This is a genomic window from Methanoculleus horonobensis (assembly GCF_001602375.1).
Taxonomy (GTDB): Archaea; Halobacteriota; Methanomicrobia; order Methanomicrobiales; family Methanoculleaceae; genus Methanoculleus; species Methanoculleus horonobensis.
In genome coordinates, this window is the sequence record NZ_BCNY01000011.1 from 105,793 (window position 1) to 121,938 (window position 16,146).

The 16,146-nt window shown below is 58.8% G+C and carries 16 protein-coding genes and 1 tRNA gene; 8 read left to right on the forward strand and 9 right to left on the reverse strand.

Annotated features, from left to right (window positions below; genetic code table 11):
* The first annotated feature begins 5 nt into the window (after positions 1 to 5).
* The 3 genes from MCUHO_RS02630 (at position 6) to MCUHO_RS02640 (ending at position 2,404) form a co-directional block, all read left to right on the forward strand.
* Positions 6 to 77 (forward strand) — tRNA-Arg (locus tag MCUHO_RS02630).
* Between the two features lie 215 nt (positions 78 to 292).
* The gene (locus tag MCUHO_RS02635) at positions 293 to 1,519 is read left to right on the forward strand and encodes a DNA methyltransferase (RefSeq protein ID WP_067073042.1); all 1,227 of its coding nucleotides are present in this window, start codon (positions 293 to 295) and stop codon (positions 1,517 to 1,519) included.
* 18 nt (positions 1,520 to 1,537) lie between these two features.
* On the forward strand, positions 1,538 to 2,404 hold the full coding sequence (locus MCUHO_RS02640) for a TdeIII family type II restriction endonuclease (RefSeq protein WP_067073044.1): 867 nt from the start codon (positions 1,538 to 1,540) through the stop codon (positions 2,402 to 2,404).
* 146 nt (positions 2,405 to 2,550) lie between these two features.
* Here MCUHO_RS02640 and MCUHO_RS02645 read toward each other — a convergent pair whose 3' ends face one another.
* The 3 genes from MCUHO_RS02645 to MCUHO_RS02655 form a co-directional block, all read right to left on the reverse strand.
* A complete protein-coding gene (locus tag MCUHO_RS02645; protein WP_067073047.1) occupies positions 2,551 to 3,687 on the reverse strand; it encodes a PAS domain S-box protein in 1,137 nt (378 codons plus the stop codon).
* Positions 3,677 to 4,816 (reverse strand): alcohol dehydrogenase-like regulatory protein ErcA, encoded by a 1,140-nt coding sequence (gene ercA / locus MCUHO_RS02650; RefSeq protein WP_067073049.1) that lies wholly within the window; start codon positions 4,814 to 4,816, stop codon positions 3,677 to 3,679. Before ercA ends, MCUHO_RS02645 begins: the two co-directional genes overlap by 11 nt.
* A gap of 292 nt (positions 4,817 to 5,108) precedes the next feature.
* Entirely contained in the window at positions 5,109 to 6,626 is a 1,518-nt protein-coding gene (locus MCUHO_RS02655) for a transglutaminase domain-containing protein (RefSeq protein WP_067073051.1), read from the reverse strand.
* A gap of 310 nt (positions 6,627 to 6,936) precedes the next feature.
* Between MCUHO_RS02655 and MCUHO_RS02660 the strand changes: the two genes are divergently transcribed.
* Together MCUHO_RS02660 and MCUHO_RS02665 are read left to right on the forward strand one after the other, a co-directional pair.
* Positions 6,937 to 7,611 carry a peptidase associated/transthyretin-like domain-containing protein gene (locus tag MCUHO_RS02660; protein WP_067073053.1) on the forward strand — a complete coding sequence of 225 codons (675 nt, stop codon included), beginning with the start codon at positions 6,937 to 6,939 and terminating at the stop codon, positions 7,609 to 7,611.
* A gap of 160 nt (positions 7,612 to 7,771) precedes the next feature.
* Positions 7,772 to 8,689, forward strand: coding sequence for a PhzF family phenazine biosynthesis protein (locus MCUHO_RS02665; RefSeq protein ID WP_067073056.1), 918 nt, complete (start codon positions 7,772 to 7,774; stop codon positions 8,687 to 8,689).
* On the opposite strand, the gene MCUHO_RS02670 is transcribed toward MCUHO_RS02665, so the two are convergent.
* From MCUHO_RS02670 to MCUHO_RS13045, 3 genes are all read right to left on the reverse strand, one after another.
* Positions 8,658 to 9,527, reverse strand: coding sequence for a PhzF family phenazine biosynthesis protein (locus MCUHO_RS02670; protein WP_201786413.1), 870 nt, complete (start codon positions 9,525 to 9,527; stop codon positions 8,658 to 8,660). The two genes, MCUHO_RS02665 and MCUHO_RS02670, sit on opposite strands and share 32 nt — an antisense overlap.
* Positions 9,528 to 9,617: 90 nt before the next feature.
* The gene (locus tag MCUHO_RS02675; RefSeq protein ID WP_067073058.1) at positions 9,618 to 11,195 is read right to left on the reverse strand and encodes a sodium:solute symporter family protein; all 1,578 of its coding nucleotides are present in this window, start codon (positions 11,193 to 11,195) and stop codon (positions 9,618 to 9,620) included.
* A complete protein-coding gene (locus MCUHO_RS13045; RefSeq protein ID WP_268872785.1) occupies positions 11,185 to 11,313 on the reverse strand; it encodes a symporter small accessory protein in 129 nt (42 codons plus the stop codon). The genes MCUHO_RS02675 and MCUHO_RS13045 overlap by 11 nt, the downstream gene beginning before the upstream one ends.
* A gap of 400 nt (positions 11,314 to 11,713) precedes the next feature.
* On the opposite strand from MCUHO_RS13045, the gene MCUHO_RS02680 reads away from it, so the two are divergent.
* Both MCUHO_RS02680 and MCUHO_RS02685 read left to right on the forward strand, forming a co-directional pair.
* Positions 11,714 to 12,673 carry a nucleoside recognition protein gene (locus tag MCUHO_RS02680; protein ID WP_067073060.1) on the forward strand — a complete coding sequence of 320 codons (960 nt, stop codon included), beginning with the start codon at positions 11,714 to 11,716 and terminating at the stop codon, positions 12,671 to 12,673.
* Positions 12,674 to 12,834: 161 nt separating this feature from the next.
* Positions 12,835 to 13,326 (forward strand): SRPBCC family protein, encoded by a 492-nt coding sequence (locus MCUHO_RS02685; RefSeq protein ID WP_067073062.1) that lies wholly within the window; start codon positions 12,835 to 12,837, stop codon positions 13,324 to 13,326.
* Between the two features lie 64 nt (positions 13,327 to 13,390).
* Here MCUHO_RS02685 and MCUHO_RS12240 read toward each other — a convergent pair whose 3' ends face one another.
* Genes MCUHO_RS12240 through MCUHO_RS02695 form a run of 3 tightly spaced genes read right to left on the reverse strand, consistent with a single transcriptional unit; the run spans position 13,391 to position 15,349 of the window.
* Complete coding sequence (locus MCUHO_RS12240; RefSeq protein ID WP_084385885.1) at positions 13,391 to 14,620, reverse strand: 7-cyano-7-deazaguanine synthase; 1,230 nt, start codon at positions 14,618 to 14,620, stop codon at positions 13,391 to 13,393.
* A complete protein-coding gene (locus tag MCUHO_RS02690; protein WP_067073064.1) occupies positions 14,617 to 14,901 on the reverse strand; it encodes a hypothetical protein in 285 nt (94 codons plus the stop codon). Before MCUHO_RS02690 ends, MCUHO_RS12240 begins: the two co-directional genes overlap by 4 nt.
* Positions 14,894 to 15,349, reverse strand: a complete 456-nt coding sequence (locus MCUHO_RS02695; RefSeq protein ID WP_153019983.1) for a hypothetical protein — start codon at positions 15,347 to 15,349, stop codon at positions 14,894 to 14,896. The genes MCUHO_RS02690 and MCUHO_RS02695 overlap by 8 nt, the downstream gene beginning before the upstream one ends.
* Before the next feature lie 282 nt (positions 15,350 to 15,631).
* Between MCUHO_RS02695 and MCUHO_RS02700 the strand changes: the two genes are divergently transcribed.
* Positions 15,632 to 16,144 carry an SRPBCC domain-containing protein gene (locus MCUHO_RS02700; protein ID WP_067073068.1) on the forward strand — a complete coding sequence of 171 codons (513 nt, stop codon included), beginning with the start codon at positions 15,632 to 15,634 and terminating at the stop codon, positions 16,142 to 16,144.
* Positions 16,145 to 16,146 lie beyond the last annotated feature (2 nt).

Genomic DNA, 16,146 nt, shown 5'->3' on the forward strand with positions numbered 1-16,146 from the left:
TGGCAGTCTCGGTAGGGTAGTGGATATCCTGAAAGCCTCCGGAGCTTTCGACCCGGGTTCGAATCCCGGCCGGGGCGTTTCTTGTTTTTGTTCAAGTTGTGAAACCCCTGTTTCCAAAACGGCTTTTTCCGGGTATAAACAGACGTCCGATTCCAGAAAATAGTCGCGGGGAGAAGAACACCAATACTTGAGCGGGCACTCACCGTACTCCATCCGCTGTCCCGGATCACTATGTATTTGTGAAGTCGTCGCCAATACTACCAAACCACGAAACCATATTGCAGGACAGCACATGCTCACGAACGAAGAAGAACGGGTGAGGATTTACTCGATGGGAAATGTCCCAACACGATCGCATGAGGTGACGCCTTCCACCCCGCTGGACGAACTCAATCTCAACTGGACCGAGAAAGATCTCCCCGAACGGGAGCGCACAAAACACGTCCACCGCCTTCACCCGTACCTCGGCAAATATATTCCGCAACTCGTCGAGGTCTTCCTGAGAAAATACTTCTCTCCCGGCCAGACAGTCATCGATCCGTTCTGCGGCTCCGGGACTACGCTGGTTCAGGCCAACGAGCTCGGCATCAACGCTATCGGCTACGACATCTCTGCCTTCAACGTCCTTCTCTCGCAGGCAAAGACCGCCGAGTACGATCTTCCCGTGGTGCAGAGAGAGATCCTGGACATCCTGAACAAGGTGAAAGCGGCGACGCAGATCGACTCGGGGCAGCGGAGGCTCTGGATGGAATGCACGAAAAGGCCGTATCTCTCCGCTGACAACAACGAATACCTGGAGCGTTGGTTCGCACCACAGGCGCTCGAGGAACTGCTCACCTACCGATACTACATCGAGGCCGGCGAGTATGAATACGCAGATCTCTTGCAGATCATCCTCTGCCGATCCGCACGGTCCGCACGGTTAACGACGCATTTTGATCTGGACTTCCCCAGAGAACCCGTGACTGAACCGTATTACTGCTATAAGCATAGGAGAACCTGCCAGCCGACCCGGGAAGCGTTCAAGTTCCTCAAACGCTACAGCAACGATACGATCAAACGGATCGCCGCGTTTTCAGCCGTGCGAACCGGGGCACGTGTAGAAGTCCATCACGAAGACTGCCGCACCGTTGATTTCCCTGCGGCTCACGGCGTCGTTACCAGCCCTCCCTATGTCGGGTTGATCGACTACCACGAGCAGCACGCCTACGCGTATCACCTCCTCGGACTTGAAGACAAACGGGCAAAGGAGATAGGGCCTGCTGCGAACGGAAAGAGCAAAAACGCGAAAGAAGCCTATCAGAAGGACATTGCAGAGGTCTTCCAGCGAATTCTCCGGACGATGCATCCCGACGGCCGTCTGATCGTCGTTGCAAACGACCGGGAAAATCTCTACGATGAGATTGCGGACTCACTGGATGTTGAGGTTGAGAATATCATCCAGCGCCACGTGAACCGGAGAACCGGCAGGCGTTCGACCGAGTTCTATGAATCGATCTTTATATGGCGGAAACTCTGATACACCGGTGTTGAGAGTATGTCTGACTCCAAACGAATGAAAGCAGCCATCCAGCAGGTAGTTCAGGAACTCATGGACGGTGTCATGGAAAGAGTCCTTGTCTCAGATCCGTTTGTAAAGGAAGCACACCACTCGAAAAAGCCTCTCTACGCAGCACTCATCCCGGATGAAATATTCAAGGGATCGCATTTTGAGCGACGATTCGTCACGCCCTTCGGCAAAGTCTGGGAGAAACTGGCGGTCGTTGCAGCAACGGAGGGGCTCGGATACGGCACGATGGGGCACCGCATTGACGGGTGCGTCCGGGAGGATCGTCTTCACAGAATTGCAGAGATCCTGAACAGGCTGGAACACTCCCCAAACCGCAAGGACAGGATCAAGCCGGACTGGGCGGCCGAACTGGCATACATCACAGCAGGAAAAGGGGAACTGATTCCGGTCTCCGTCATCTGCGATCTCTACGTCGAAGATAGGGTCAGCAACAGGCGGTATGCATTTGAGTTGAAGGCACCGCTGCCGAACAGCGACCAGACCAAGGTAAGTAAAGAGAAGATCTTGAAACTGCACTGCATGGAGCCTCCCCTGGTCGATAACGCCTATTTTGCGCTGCCGTATAACCCGTACGGTTCGCGCGAGAACTACTCCTGGAGTTTCCCGGCTCGCTGGTTCGACATGAAGCACGACGATGTTGTTCTCATCGGCGATGAGTTCTGGGATACAATCGGGGGGGCCGGAACATATACCGCATTCATCTCCGCCATCAACGAGATTGGGGCAGAGTATAAAGAGAGAATATATCGGGAGTATCTGGGGATTGAACCTCCGGAACACTCCGACGCGGCACTGACGACGCTACAGGAGCACGGAGAGGCGTATCGCGTATAATCCCCTGACGGCGCTTAATCCATTGCCGGAGTAGTCAGCATCTCTCTTCCCAGCCGTCTCCCGATGCTGCACCGTCCATACATTCCTCGTCCTGGACGCACATCGCTCTCCGAACGGTTTATACCGGTCACAGCGGGAAGTGTGTATCAGAGATCTTCCTTATTGCGTTTCGAAAACCGGAAGAGCGCCTCTTTAAGAGACCCCGTGCCGTCCCCGTGCCGTCGCAGGAACTGCCTGACGTTCGCCGACTCGATCCATCCCCGGTCGAGTTCGGTGACGAAGCCGTCGATCCGGCGCGACTCTGCGAGGATCTTCTCTGCAAACGGGTCGTCGATCATCTCCGCGTACCCGACGATCACCTGCAGGGGATTCCGGATATGGTCCCCGAGGATGGCAAACTGCTCGATATTCTTCCCGAGCTGCGCGTAGGTCTCCCGCCTCATCTGATCGGTGAGGATGCGCTCGGTGATGTCCATCACGATCAGCATGATGCAGAGCGGCTGCCCGGCACCGTTCTGCACGACGCTGCCCGAGATCTGGACATGAAACGGAGACCCGTTGTTCCGCAGCCCGATCGTCTCCTGCACGATCGCATGGCTGTCGAGGAGGTGAGCGGTGACCCTCTCCCCGACGGTAGGGTCCGCGAAGAACGCCTCCAGGTTCCTCCCCGCGATCGCCCCCTCCCGCTCGTAGCCGAACATCGCGGTAAAACTCCGGTTGGCGTACATGACCGCTCCGGTGAGATCGGCGATGAGGATGCCGTTCGTCGAGGATTCGAGCGCGCTCTCCTTTATCCTGAGCTCCCTCTCGGTGTGGATCCGATCAGTGATGTCCCGTGCAATCGCGACGATATACTGCTCGGCGCCGAAGGTGACCGACCGGACGGTGATCTCCATCGGGATCTCCGTTCCGTCCCGCGCTACGAGCGGCGCGGTGAAGGCCTGCCGGAATTCGGACGGCAGATTGCTGCAATCCATGAGGAACTCGGAAAATTGAGCCTGTTTTGAGGGGCAGATCAGATCGATGAACAGTTTTTTGAGCAGTTCCTTCTTCGAGTAGCCGAGATACGCCCTCACGGATGCGTTGACGTCCGTAAGCCTCCCGGTCTCCGCACGGATCAGGAATATCGCGTCGTACGTCTGGTCGAGCAGCGCCCGGAACCGCTCGAGTTCGGCAAGCCGGCTCTGCAGCTCGGGATAGTAACTCTTGTGCAGGGACGTCTCTCCGAGGCCGATGATCTTCTCGCGGAGCGCGTCCCGGTCTTCGGGGGCTTCAGAAGGCATGCATATAAATCCGTTCGATCTCGTCGCAGGCAAGGCTGCGCGGGTTGGTTACCATGCAGGGATCGTTGTATGCCGCTTCGGCAAGGGCGGGAATCGCATCCTCCCGGACGCCGGCCGTGGCGAGGGTCTCGGTGATCCCGAGCGCCCTCCGAAACGCCCCCACCTCCTCTGCCGGGGTCGCCCGGCCCGGCCCGAAGATCGCACCAATTCGGTCGTAGCGGCCGGATGCCGCCTCGTAGTTGGCTGCCATCACGTGCTCGAGCAGCAGCGCGTTGCACCGCCCGTGCGCAAGGTCGTAGGCGCCCCCGAGACAGTGCGCCATCGCGTGCACCGCCCCGAGACTGGCGTTCGAGAACGCGAGCCCGGCGTGAAGGCTGGCAAGGAGGGTCGAGAACCGCAGGTTCAGGTCGTCGGGCTCCTCAACGGCCGCAGGCAGTGCGCTCGCGATGAGCCGGATCCCCTCGAGAGCATGCATATCGGTCATCGGAGAACTGGCGTTCGAGACGTAGGCCTCGATCGCGTGGCTGAGGGTATCCATGCCGGTATTCACGGTCAGATCCCGCGGCATCGTCGTCAGGGGCTCGGGATCGAGCAGGGAGATGTCGGGGACGAGCGTTTTCGAGACAATGGCGATCTTCCGTCTTCTCTCTTCGTCCGTGATGATGGCGAACTGGGAGACGTCTGCGGAACTCCCGGCGGTGGTCGGGATGCAGATGAGCGGCGGGGCAGGCACCGGCACCCGGTCGACGCCCTCGAACGCGAGGATATCGCGCATGTTGGAGGACGCTATCCCGATCCCTTTGGCGCAGTCCATCGGGCTGCCGCCGCCGACAGCGACGATGCCGTTGCACTCCTCGGCGAGATACGCTTCTTTACCCGCCATAACCTGCCGGGAGCGGGGGTTTACGGAGACGGAGTCGAAGACGGTGAACGATACCCCCGCTTCGGTCAGGCTCTCCCCGACGGCCCCGGCCCAGCCTGCGGCCCGGACGCCCGGGTCGGTGACGAGGAGGACATGCCTCATCCCGAAGTTGCGGGCATACCGGCCGGCGAGACGCAGTGCGCCGTCTCCGCAGATAAATTCAGGAGCTACGAATTTTCGTAAGTCGAGCTGGCTTCGCTGGATCATGATTCAATACCGTCCATGGATCATGATTCGACCCGGTAGTATGCTGGCGGCTGAGAGGAGAACTCTTACTCAGTTGTAAGGAATTGTATCCATATATATCTGGCGAACCAGCATAATCGCTTTATATACCTTCTGTAATTACAACTGCCCAACTTGTGCCTTTAATTAAATTCTATACAGTAACTAACCATATCGCGCGAAAATTCCTGCACTGCCCCTGCCGCCCCGGGCAGAGCGGGAGGGAGCCGGGACGGTGCCCGCACCCCTCCAAAAAAAAAACGAGTGGATCGGCTCACTCGACAGCCGTAAGACTGATCCCGAAACACCCCATGCAGATGAGCTCGATGTCATAGTCTACCGTATCGGAGACGATCGCCGGGGACTGCCTGACGACCCTGAAGGTGGCAGCGTCGTCGGGCAGGGCCGGATCCATCGGGGTGTCGACGTTCGTCTGGATGACGAGGCGTGCCGGATCGAGGTTCGTGGCGTAGTAGTCCTTGAACGCGGTCCGCTTCTCTTCGGGGAGGACGACCCAGTCGGCCGCCTCGGCAACCGTCACGTCGTTCGGAACCCAGCCGTACCCGGGGAGGTAGTACTCCGACCAGAAGTGGCCGCCGGGCGTCTCAGCCATGATCATCTGGTAGCCGCCGAGGGCACGGGCGGGGATCCCGAGCGACCGGCAGAACGCGGCAAAGAGCATGCTCTGGGTGCCGCAGTCGCCGTTGCCGGTCTCGAACATGTAGGTGGACTCCGCCACTTTGGGCTCCCGGGCATCGAGCGAACCGTGCGGGACGTGGCTGTAGGGATAGGTCTCGATGATATGGTAGTAGATCATCTGCGCCTGCAGGTGCGGGTTCGTCTCGTTCCCGACGATCTCCCGTGCCTTCTCCCGGACGGCGTCCGTGAGTTCGATGTTCCTCTCGGACTTCGTGTAGAGCAGGTACTCAGGATCGCTCGTGTTGTACTCCCCGACCAGCGCCGGGTCGATATCCTCGAATATCTGCTCATAAGAGGTGAACGCGATATCCGCCGAGATGACGAGGTTCCCGTTGACCGCTCCGGCCGGGACTTCATAGTAGACGTAGCCGATAGGGCCGGTGGTGACCGGGCCGGCGACGATGAAGTCGGGGCACGAGAGGTTCGTGACGGTGACGTTCCTCTGCGCGTCCGTCTCGACCGGGAGCGGGAACCAGATCTTCAAGGTGCCCGTCGAGGGGAGCGCCTCGAACGGGATCTCGAGCCGCTCGATCCCCGAGTAGCGGACGGGGTTCACATATGGCCCGTGCTCCGGACGGTCCTCTGCCCAGGCGAACCGGCCGATGTAGTCGAAGTCTATACCTCTCTCGTTCTGCTTCTGCATATCGTCGGGGTGCGCGTAGAGGTAGTTCCCGGCGACATCGTAGAAGTAGAGCGTCTCGTTCTCCGAGACAATCTTCTGGGCGCGAGTATCCAGCCAGTCGGCTATCCCGGCATCGGTGATCCCGGGAACCTTCTCCCGCAGCGCCGCCTCTGCGGCGCTACGATCGAACATGTACTCCATATACGTCCGGTTCGCCCGGAAGATCGCATTCCGGGCCGTCAGCGCCTTATCCGTATCGCCGGCGTCCGTGTAGAGGGCGTAGGCCTCCGAGAAGCGTTCTTCGGCTGTCCGGTAGTTGGCGGCTCCGTATTCAGCGAGCCCCCGGGCGTAGGCCTCGTCGGCCGGTGCACCAGGATCGTTCTTCTCTTCCGTTGTGGCGGTGCATCCTGCTGCAGCGATGAGAAGCAGGACGGATGCAATCAGGAGAGCGGTGATCGCACGGTATCTCATAGTAGAGAGAAGATGCGGAACGATTAAAATCTTTTTATTCCAGCGGGGCATTATCCGCCGGTTATCTAAGATTCGCCGCAGTTTACAGCGTGATGCCCGGGAATTCCGGAGATCGCGGAGCCGCGCCTCATTTACCGGGAACCGGAACGCAGCCCTCTCCTCCGGTGTGCCGTATCTCGTCGGATGTGCCCAGATTGGACAGAGAAATCACAGACTTTTTGTAAATCCCGTTTAACTCGCGATTCTGCCGATAAAAGAGAGAAAGGTATATCCGTCAGAAGATAATTTATTAACTAAAGCGGAGGCTTTTATGCAGAGCGCTGTACGCAATCTCCTGGTCTTTTCTCTCATCGCCTGCTTCCTTGTCCTTCCCTCGAGTGCTCAGCCGCCCATAGGCGGGGACAACGGATGGTATGCGGTCAACTGTAACGTGAACGGAGCCGACGTCTACTTCGACAACGAATACAAGGGCACGATCGAGAACGGCGTGTTCTACGTCCCGGTCTACACCACCGGGGCACCCTACCAGACGTTCCGCGTCGAGAAGGACGGCTACGCGACCCACTACGGGGACATAACCTCGGTTCCGGGTAAAGGAGAGACGTTCGATCTCTATGCGACCCTGAACCCCGTCGCGCCTCCCGCCCCGATCGGCGGCGACGTCGGCTGGTATGCCGTCCACGTCAACGTCGACGGGGCGACCGTCCAGTTCGACAACGAGGTCAAGGGCGTCACCAGCCAGGGCGTCCTCTCCGTCCAGGTCTACGTGACCGGGACGCCGTACAGGACCTACACCGTGACGAAGGAAGGGTATCTCCCCTACACGGCGGCCGTCGACCGGTATCCCGCCAGGGGTGAGACCGTCGACCTCTACGTGGACCTGAGCTCCGCGCCCCCCACGCAGAACGCGCCCCTCGCTCCGGCCCTTGCCGGCATCGCCCTGCTGATTGCCGGGCTGGTGCTGGTTGCGGCGAGAAAGAACTAACCCTACTTTTTTTCGCGAACCTCGCCCGGACGATCGCCGTCCCGGGGATCGCTGCATGCTGTGGCCGGGTATTGCCCTGAGCAGATAGCAAACTCTTTCTCTTCGGGAGGAGTACGATCGCTCGATAGCTGGAATCGCCGGCACATTAAGGGATGAACTCATGAAACGCTACCGGTTTAAGAAACTCGACGCCTTTGCAGCCGCCGGGTCGTCGGGAAACCCCGCGGGATACGTCCGCCTCTCCCCGGGGGAGGAGATCACCGACCGCGATATGCAGCAGATCGCCCACGAACTGAAGGGTTTCGTCTCGGAGGTCGGATTCCTGCGCGACGGCACGCCGGGCGATTCCGATCTCGCGATACGCTACTTCTCCTGCGAACGGGAGGTCGAGTTCTGCGGCCACGCGACGATAGCCATCATGGACGACGTGGTGCGTAGCGACGACCGGTTCAGGAACCGCGAGAGCCTCCTCCTCCGGACGAACAAAGGCGTCGTCACGGTGCTGAACCGGACGGGCGAGGACGGCATGGTCTACATCCGGGCTCCTGAGCCGGAGTTCTCCGACGCACGCCCCGACACCAGAGAGACCGCCGCCGCGCTCGCGCTCGACGTCCGGGATATCGACCCCGCGATACCCATAGGCGTCGTGAACGCCGGCCTCGATACCCTGCTCGTCCCCCTCGCCTCGCTCGACGCCTGTATCCGGTGCTCTCCGGACTACGCGGCGCTCCGTGCGTTCGCCCTCGCCCATGCCGTCGACGTGATCGTCATCTACACCCGCGAGACGGCGTTTCCGGGGAACGACCTGCACAGCCGGGTCTTCGCTCCGACGTTCGGGTACCTGGAAGACCCGGCGACCGGTTCGGGGAACGCCGCCCTCGGAAACTTCCTCATCCGGGAGAACCTCTGGACAAACCGGACGCTCGTCATCGAGCAGGGGCCGGACCGGGCGAACCCGAACATCGTCCGCCTGCTCCGCCCCGACGACGGCGGGCTCATGTTCGGCGGGCGGGGGCAGGTGCGGATCGACGGGGAATACGTCCTCTCTACAGGAGATTCCCCCGGGCAACCGGAATGACCCTGCCGCCGACCTGCACCGTAATAGATTCCCCGTGCCGCTCCGCCCTGCAACGGATCAGGGACGGGCGGTGTATCTCGCAGCCCTGCTCCACGCGGATATCGAGCGAGTCGCCCAAGTAGCCGTGCCGGAGGAGGTAGCCGGCAAGGCACCCGTTCGCGCTGCCGGTCGCCGGGTCCTCCGGGACGCCGAAGTGGTCGGCGAAGACCCGTGCGTTGAACGTGTTCTCCGGCCGGTAGGGTTCCGGGCAGAAGATGAAGACGGCTTTTGCCGCCGTCGTGCTGATCAGTTCTTCGTAGGCGTCGCGGTCGATCGCCGCCCGCCGTACGGATTCAAGGCTTCTTACCGGGACGATGATGAACGGAAGCCCCGTGGAGACCTCCTCGACCGGAAAGCGGGTATCGATCGCGGTTTCCGGGAGAGAGAGGACGCCCGCGAGCGTATCCGGAGGAAACTCTCCGGTGAAGACCGGCGGATTCTGCCGCATCCAGGCGATACCGTCGGGGGCAAACGAGACCGGGACCTCTCCTGCCGCGAGGTTCAGCCTGACTTCGGGGACGGGCTCCTGCAGGACTTCCTCCCGGATCACGTAGGCCGTGCCGAGCGTCGGATGCCCGGCAAAGGGAACCTCGCGCTCCGGTGTGAAGATGCGCACGTCATAGGCACGGTCTTCTCCCCCATCCGACCGGACGAACGCGGTCTCGGAGAGGTGCATCTCCCGGGCAATCGCCTGCATGGCCGTATCGGAGAGCGCTCCGGCGTCCAGCACCACGGCGAGCGGGTTGCCGGCGTACTTCTTCTCCGCGAAGACATCGACGATCTGGTAACGCATGGTCATGGCCCCTTTCAGCAGATCGTCCGTTCTCCCCGAGGATAACGCTTGCGTCTCCGGCGGTCGCCGGAAAAAAGACGGGGGGGTGGAGCCCGGTCAGGCAGCCTCGGCCGGTTTCTCCAGGGCCACCTCATGGCGATCGAGCGCCCACCCGACCAGCAGGGCGGCCGTCGAGAGGGGGAGGGCGACAACGAGCGGGTCCACGTCCTGCCACGGGGCGGAGAGAACCGCCGGCACCCCGAAGAGGAGGTTGGAGAGCCCGAGCGCCGCCGACTCCTTGACGTGGACGAAGGCCGTCCACGCGAACCAGGCCGCCGTTCCGGTGACGAGACTCATCTTTGCTGCCCGGAGGGACGGCCTGCTGCTGTACATGGCATGGGCGTAGGCCGGCAGGAACGCCGATGCACAGAGACCCATGAACATCGCCGTCGCCCGGGCGATGATGCTGCCCGGCATGACGAAGGCAAGGATGACGCTTATGACGATCATGACGAGGGTCGCCAGCCGGATCGGCCGCATTGCCGCCCTCCCCGTTCCGGTGCGCCGCACGACGTCGAATCCGAGCGATGTTCCCATCGTGTGGAAGAGGGAACTGAGCGTGGACATCGCCGCGGCAAGGAGCGCCAGCATGAAGACGACGATGAAGAGATCCGGCATCGACGCGTTGATGAAGTTCGGGATGATCGTGTCGACGTTGCCGTTGGTCGCCGCCGTGAGAGCGATCACGCCCTCCGTCTGGTAGAAGTAGACGTTCGTGAGCGCCCCGACCGTGAAGGCGACCCCGGTCATCATCAGGATGAACGGCCCGCCGACGAGGACGGCACGATTCAGCGCCCGGCTGTCTTTGACGGTCATGAACCGGACGGCCAGCTGGGGCTGCGCCAGCACCCCGATGCCCACCCCGAGAACGAGCGTCGTCACCAGCGTGAGCCAGATCGACGACCCGAACGCCGGCATGGACGCCCACCCGGTCATCCCCCCGGCGGCGAGCGCCTGCGGGACGAGGTCGGACATCCCGGCAAGGGCGGTATGCGCCTCGATGACGCCCCCGAGCCGGATGTAGGTGAGCACGAGGAGAATGGTCATCCCGACAAGCATGATCCCGCCCTGCAGCGCGTCGGTGTACATGACGGCAATGAGCCCGCCGAGCACCACGTAGAGGGCGACGATCACGGCGAACGCGATGAGCGCGGTGGTGTAGGGGATCTGCAGCGTGCTCGTGATGAACTGAGCGCCGCCGATCAGGATCGCCGCCGTGTAGAGCGGCATGCCGACGACGATGACGAGTCCCGCGGCATACTGCATGAACGACGACCCGTAGCACTTCCCCATCAGGTCGGGGAAGGTCACGGCACGGAGTTTGCTCCCGATACTGCGGGTCTTCTTTCCGAAGAAGACGAACGCGATGAAGATCCCGAGCCCGATATTGAGGACGGTCAGCCAGATCATCCCCATGCCGAGCTGCGCCGCAACCCCCCCGAACCCGACGATGGCGGAGGTGCTGATGAAGGTCGCGCCGTAGGAGAGGGCGAGCACCACGGGATGGATCTTCCTCCCGGCGACCATGTAGTCGTCGTTCTCTTTTGTCCGGCGGTAGCCGAGGTAGCCGAGACCGATGACGAGGACGAGGTACACGAGCGTCATTGCGACGAAGAGCCCGGTATCAACTGCCATCCTGCTCACCGTCCACGCCGTTGTTCCAGTTCAAGAGGCCGTACACTAAGCATGCGAGCGTGAACGCGAGCGCAAGCAGATACCCAACCCAGATCGCGGGATCAGTAATGCCAAACATAACAAACCACCTGGCGGTAACGGAAAAACCGTTACATTACACGGGAACTCAGCAGAAGGGCCGGTTCCCTATCTAAAGAAGAATGCGTTCTGCGCAAACGTGCGCCGCACGTTTCCACAGGTCTGCACTGACGTGCAACAGGACTCTACATGGTTGCCAATCATCGAGTACCTAAACACCTTCTCGATCAATTGTATTTAAATCATCCGATCCTGCTGCCGGAGAGACGAAGGGAGATCGCACCACTGCCGGATTCCTCTCGCCTGAGCGCTCCAATTCAGATACCATCTACAATAAGAACGGCAGGTTCCGGTCGCGGCCATCCAGAACGGTGATATGGACGGAGGGCGTACCGGATGTTGTTTCGGGGCGGGACGAACGCCGCAAGGCAGGGTGAACCATGGACGGCACGGCGGAGATCATTTCAGCGGCACTGGGCCTCTCGTTCGAACTCCTGGTTCGGACGGTCCCGATCGTCGTCGCCGGCGTCCTGATCGCCGAAGTCCTGATCGCTCTCAAGATCACCGACAGGATAGCGAGCGTCGCCTACCCGGTCACGACGTTCTCCCACCTCCCCCGCGAGTGCGGGGCGAGTTTCCTTCTGGCGTTCGTCTCGCCGCAGGCGGCCGACGCGATGCTCGTCGACTACCACCACAAAGGGATGATCGGGAGGAACGAACTCGTCGTCGCGGCGCTCATCAACTCCTTTCCGTCCGTCGTGATGCACTGGCGCTACCTCATCCCGGTCTACGTGCCGCTGCTCGGGGTCTTCGGCCTGGTCTACTTCGGCATCCTGATGGGGATCGGGTTCCTCAAGACCGGGATCGTCATGGCGGCCGGGAGGGTGCTGCTCCCCCCGCCCCCTGCATCCGGGCCGTCGGAGAAGTCGCCCGGGCCGGCCCCGCCCGTCCGCGAGGCCCTGCGGGCCTCTCTCGGACCGACCGCGAAGACCCTCCGCCGCATTCTCGGGATCATGATCCCGACGATCGTCATTGTGGCATTTCTGATCGAGGCAGGCGTCTTCGACGCCGTCGCGGCGTACCTGGAGGGCGCGAGCCGGTTCTTCCCCATACCCCCCGAGGGGCTCGCGATCGTCGCCGCGAAGTTCGGGTCGTACGTCGCCGCGGCAAGCCTTGCATCCGGGCTGCTCGCGGCGGGGGATATGACGGGCAGGGAGATCGTCATCACGCTGCTCGTGGCGAACCTGCTCACCAGCGTCGTCACCTACCTGCGATGGCTCGGGTCGTTCTACGCCGCGATCTTCGGCCCGCGGCTGGGTGCCGAGATCATGATCCTCTCCGTCGTCCTCCAGGACGGCCTTTTGCTGGTAACGATCTTCCTGCTGGCCTGGTTCTGGTGAAGGGGGAGAGAGCACGTATCCGGATGGGAGCCCCTGCCCGCACCCGGGACATACCGCCGGAGGGATTTGCCGCCATCGTCATTCTTTTCACCGGCATGCCCGTGAGGGGAAAATTTTTCATGGAGAAGGGATGAAGCCCGGGAACCATCGGAGGGGATATAATGGCAGAAACAAGTCTCACCGCTGAACCGGGAAAACAGGATGTCGTCATCTCGCGGGAGTTCGATGCCCCGCAGGATCTCGTCTTCAGGGCATGCACGGATCCGGAACTGGTATCGCAGTGGTGGGGGCCGGAGAGCGTCACGACCACGGTCGAGAAGATGGACGCGAGGCCCGGCGGGACGTGGCGTGTCGTCCAGCGCGATGCCGGGGGCAGCGAGTACGCGTTCCACGGCGTATACCACGAGGCTACGCCGGAGCGGATCGTCGACACCTTCGAGTACGAGGCCATGCCGGGCCACGTTCTGCTCGAGACGCAGACGCTCGAAGACCTCGGCGGCGGCAGGACAAAGGTGACGGACCATCTGGTCTTCCAGTCGGTCGATGACCGCGACGGGATGCTCCAGTCGGGGATGGAGGAAGAGATGACCGGCCCCATGGAGCGCCTCGCCGGACTCCTGCAGTCGCTGAAACAGGCTGCGCCGGCACGATAGGTGCGGTCACGGCCAGGATTTTGCCTCTGGGGGAAACAGAGGCAGCCTCGGCACGAATCATATTTTATAGCGAATTGGGCCTCTCAGATTCAATATTCAGGTGAGCGGATTTGTCAGGAATTTTTCTTATTGTTGCCATAACATCCTGAGCGAATCGATGAAACAGATCTTCATCCTGCATAACAACTTTTGCAGCAACATAAGGGAGCTTGTGTTGCAAGACACCCCTTGAAAAACGCATTAGGTCCATTACATTTGCCGCACCTTTCCCATCGCTGAAATCTTCTGAGAAGGGAGATCGCTCGTACATTGAATTATCATACCCCTGAAGGGATCGTATTGAAATTGTACGGAGTAAACAAGCACAACATCGTCCGCACATCTTCGTTTCATTCCCTCGCGGTTGCTGGCTAAAACATGAATAGCTGCATTCAATTGCAGTTTTGAAGTTTTCGTTCAGGTTTCGTTTTGCAACTTCAAGTACTTCTTTTTTCGTCATCTTTAAGAACGGCGTTTTGATCTGAATATCTTCACTGTAGATATCTGACAATAACCCCTGCAGCAAGCGAACAAAACTAGGATTCATTGTCCTTGTGGGTTTCGAACCTTCAAATAGGGGGGGATTATGCATCATCACTCCATTTTCCCCGGTAATAAGTGTATTCGACTTACTCAAGCCAAGATGAACCGATGCCAATCCAAGAAAAATTAAACCTCTTGAATTTGAGATGCCGGTATCGCGAGGCAGATTTTCTCCCCTTAAACCATAAGTAATTGTTTTGATTTTTCGCTCAGGGAAAAGATTCATTACATTTTTCAAATGTGATTCTGTGTAAGTGGATTTTATGACATGGATTAATGTTGCTTTTTGAAACACGGTCGCTGCCGCGATACTATCCAACCCTTCAGAAAACAACAAAAGTTCTTCTCGATCTTCGTCAAAAAGTTTCGTTTGAATTTGCGTTTTGGGCTTCTGTGATGTCTCAAAAATAAAGTCCAAGAAAAAGTCCCGCCGATAGAGTGACCACAAGATTTTAACTAGTTGTTCTTCTTCGTCCTTCCAAAACGGGAGATCATATACGGGAATTTCAATCTGGTGTTGCTCGTCTTTCTCACAAACGTTTAGTCGATCAATGAAGTTGCAGTACATGATTACTCTGACAAAATCATCCAATCTTGCAGGCAACCTCTCTCGTATTGGAGCGTTCTTTTCTTCACCAAAGAAAAACCGATTTATATGCTCACTATTGATATTCAGTTTGTGTTTTTCGATTAGTGTTTTGTCAATTTTCATGATTGCCTCCCGATAATTTGGGTAATTATTTTCTTTACCTCTTCTTTGTGCGTGACAATCATTTGCGGATCCGAAAGACTTTGTTCAGAAATCTCTTTACCGATCTTTTTTACGGCTTCCTGCAATTCTTTTAGAATCACTTCCTTTATTGCCCTTCTTTCTTCGAATGCCCTTGACTTGAACTTTGGTGCAATTTCTTCAGAGTTCAGCGTTTTTGCTGCGTAATCAACTAAAATAACATATAAGACTTCTTCAAATTTTGTTTCAAACTTATTACTCATTCAAAAACGCCTCTTCAACACTATCAATACCCTGATCGATGACCATTCCCATGATCGTTTCCAGTTGCTCCTTGTACTGTGAAGGTATGTTTTCTGAGTCAACGATTAAATCCATAGCAGAATCAGTTAGATACTGGTGAATCACTCCTTTTGCGACATCCTTCATAATTTCAGACATTGCTGCGTCGGTACCCTCCCTTTCAGCTATTTCTGCATAATGAGCGACTTTTTGTAGAATGGCAATCAAAAGGATAGCAGCAACTGCGATTGCAAAGAAGGAACTTGCGGGGGCAAATACGCTCAATAGAATTTTTGCAGCGACTACCTGGCCAGCCTCAGTGGGAGTATCACTCACCGCGGTTTCAATTTGGCCGACCTGGCGTTTTGAATAATGAGCAACTCCAGGCCCTGTAGCGCTTAGACGTGATCTATTTTGACTACCCATCATCAATTACTCTTTAAGGGGGTGTTCGCGCAAGGACATATAAAGCTATACTTTTATACTCAAAACCAGTTGTAAACATATTTGGAGCATGCTTCGCACTAAAAAAGGCCTTCACCTACTTCTTCCAAATACGAAGATCTGAATCCAATGTCCCAATAGGTTACTTCCAGAGAAACCAAGGTCTACTTAGGACGGGCTAAGCCACTGTGGCCACCTCGCCCCGGGCATCGCCGATGAGTTAATAACCACCCGCCCATCATAGGGCGCTCCCGGGGTGAGCAGATCATGGAAGAAGCAGAGCAGATCAAGTCGGATATTCTCGTCGAGCGGGTCTTCGATGCTCCGCGGGAACTCGTCTGGAGGGCGTGGACAGAGCCGGGGTGTGTAAAGCGCTGGTGGGGGCCGAAGGGCTTCACCGCGCCGGCCATCGAGATCGATCTCCGCGTGGGAGGGAGATACCTGTATGGCATGCGGTCGCCCGAGGGCCAGGACTTCTGGAACACGGGCGTTTACCGCGAGATCGTCCCCGGGAAGCGGATCGTCGCCACCGACTCGTTCTCGGACGCGGAGGGCAACGTCGTCCCGGCCTCGGACTACGGGATGACCGGGGACTGGCCGCTGGAACTGGTGGCGACGGTGACGTTCAACGAGATCGAAGGCCGGACGGAGATGACCATACAGGAGCCCGACGTCCCAACGGGCGAGAACCGCGAGATGGCCGAGGCCGGGTGGAACGAGTCCTTCGACAAACTCGCCGACCTCCTGAAGGAACTCTCAAGGGGAGAGACCGGCGCCTGAAG

Bases quoted from the DNA above. Each gene is read 5' to 3' on its own strand.
- MCUHO_RS02635 (WP_067073042.1), top strand. From the start codon at position 293: ATGCTCACGAACGAAGAAGAACGGGTGAGGATTTACTCGATGGGAAAT.
- MCUHO_RS02640 (WP_067073044.1), top strand. From the start codon at position 1,538: ATGTCTGACTCCAAACGAATGAAAGCAGCCATCCAGCAGGTAGTTCAG.
- MCUHO_RS02645 (WP_067073047.1), bottom strand. From the start codon at position 3,687: ATGCCTTCTGAAGCCCCCGAAGACCGGGACGCGCTCCGCGAGAAGATC.
- ercA (WP_067073049.1), bottom strand. From the start codon at position 4,816: ATGATCCAGCGAAGCCAGCTCGACTTACGAAAATTCGTAGCTCCTGAA.
- MCUHO_RS02655 (WP_067073051.1), bottom strand. From the start codon at position 6,626: ATGAGATACCGTGCGATCACCGCTCTCCTGATTGCATCCGTCCTGCTT.
- MCUHO_RS02660 (WP_067073053.1), top strand. From the start codon at position 6,937: ATGCAGAGCGCTGTACGCAATCTCCTGGTCTTTTCTCTCATCGCCTGC.
- MCUHO_RS02665 (WP_067073056.1), top strand. From the start codon at position 7,772: ATGAAACGCTACCGGTTTAAGAAACTCGACGCCTTTGCAGCCGCCGGG.
- MCUHO_RS02670 (WP_201786413.1), bottom strand. From the start codon at position 9,527: ATGACCATGCGTTACCAGATCGTCGATGTCTTCGCGGAGAAGAAGTAC.
- MCUHO_RS02675 (WP_067073058.1), bottom strand. From the start codon at position 11,195: ATGGCAGTTGATACCGGGCTCTTCGTCGCAATGACGCTCGTGTACCTC.
- MCUHO_RS13045 (WP_268872785.1), bottom strand. From the start codon at position 11,313: ATGTTTGGCATTACTGATCCCGCGATCTGGGTTGGGTATCTGCTTGCG.
- MCUHO_RS02680 (WP_067073060.1), top strand. From the start codon at position 11,714: ATGGACGGCACGGCGGAGATCATTTCAGCGGCACTGGGCCTCTCGTTC.
- MCUHO_RS02685 (WP_067073062.1), top strand. From the start codon at position 12,835: ATGGCAGAAACAAGTCTCACCGCTGAACCGGGAAAACAGGATGTCGTC.
- MCUHO_RS12240 (WP_084385885.1), bottom strand. From the start codon at position 14,620: ATGAAAATTGACAAAACACTAATCGAAAAACACAAACTGAATATCAAT.
- MCUHO_RS02690 (WP_067073064.1), bottom strand. From the start codon at position 14,901: ATGAGTAATAAGTTTGAAACAAAATTTGAAGAAGTCTTATATGTTATT.
- MCUHO_RS02695 (WP_153019983.1), bottom strand. From the start codon at position 15,349: ATGATGGGTAGTCAAAATAGATCACGTCTAAGCGCTACAGGGCCTGGA.
- MCUHO_RS02700 (WP_067073068.1), top strand. From the start codon at position 15,632: ATGGAAGAAGCAGAGCAGATCAAGTCGGATATTCTCGTCGAGCGGGTC.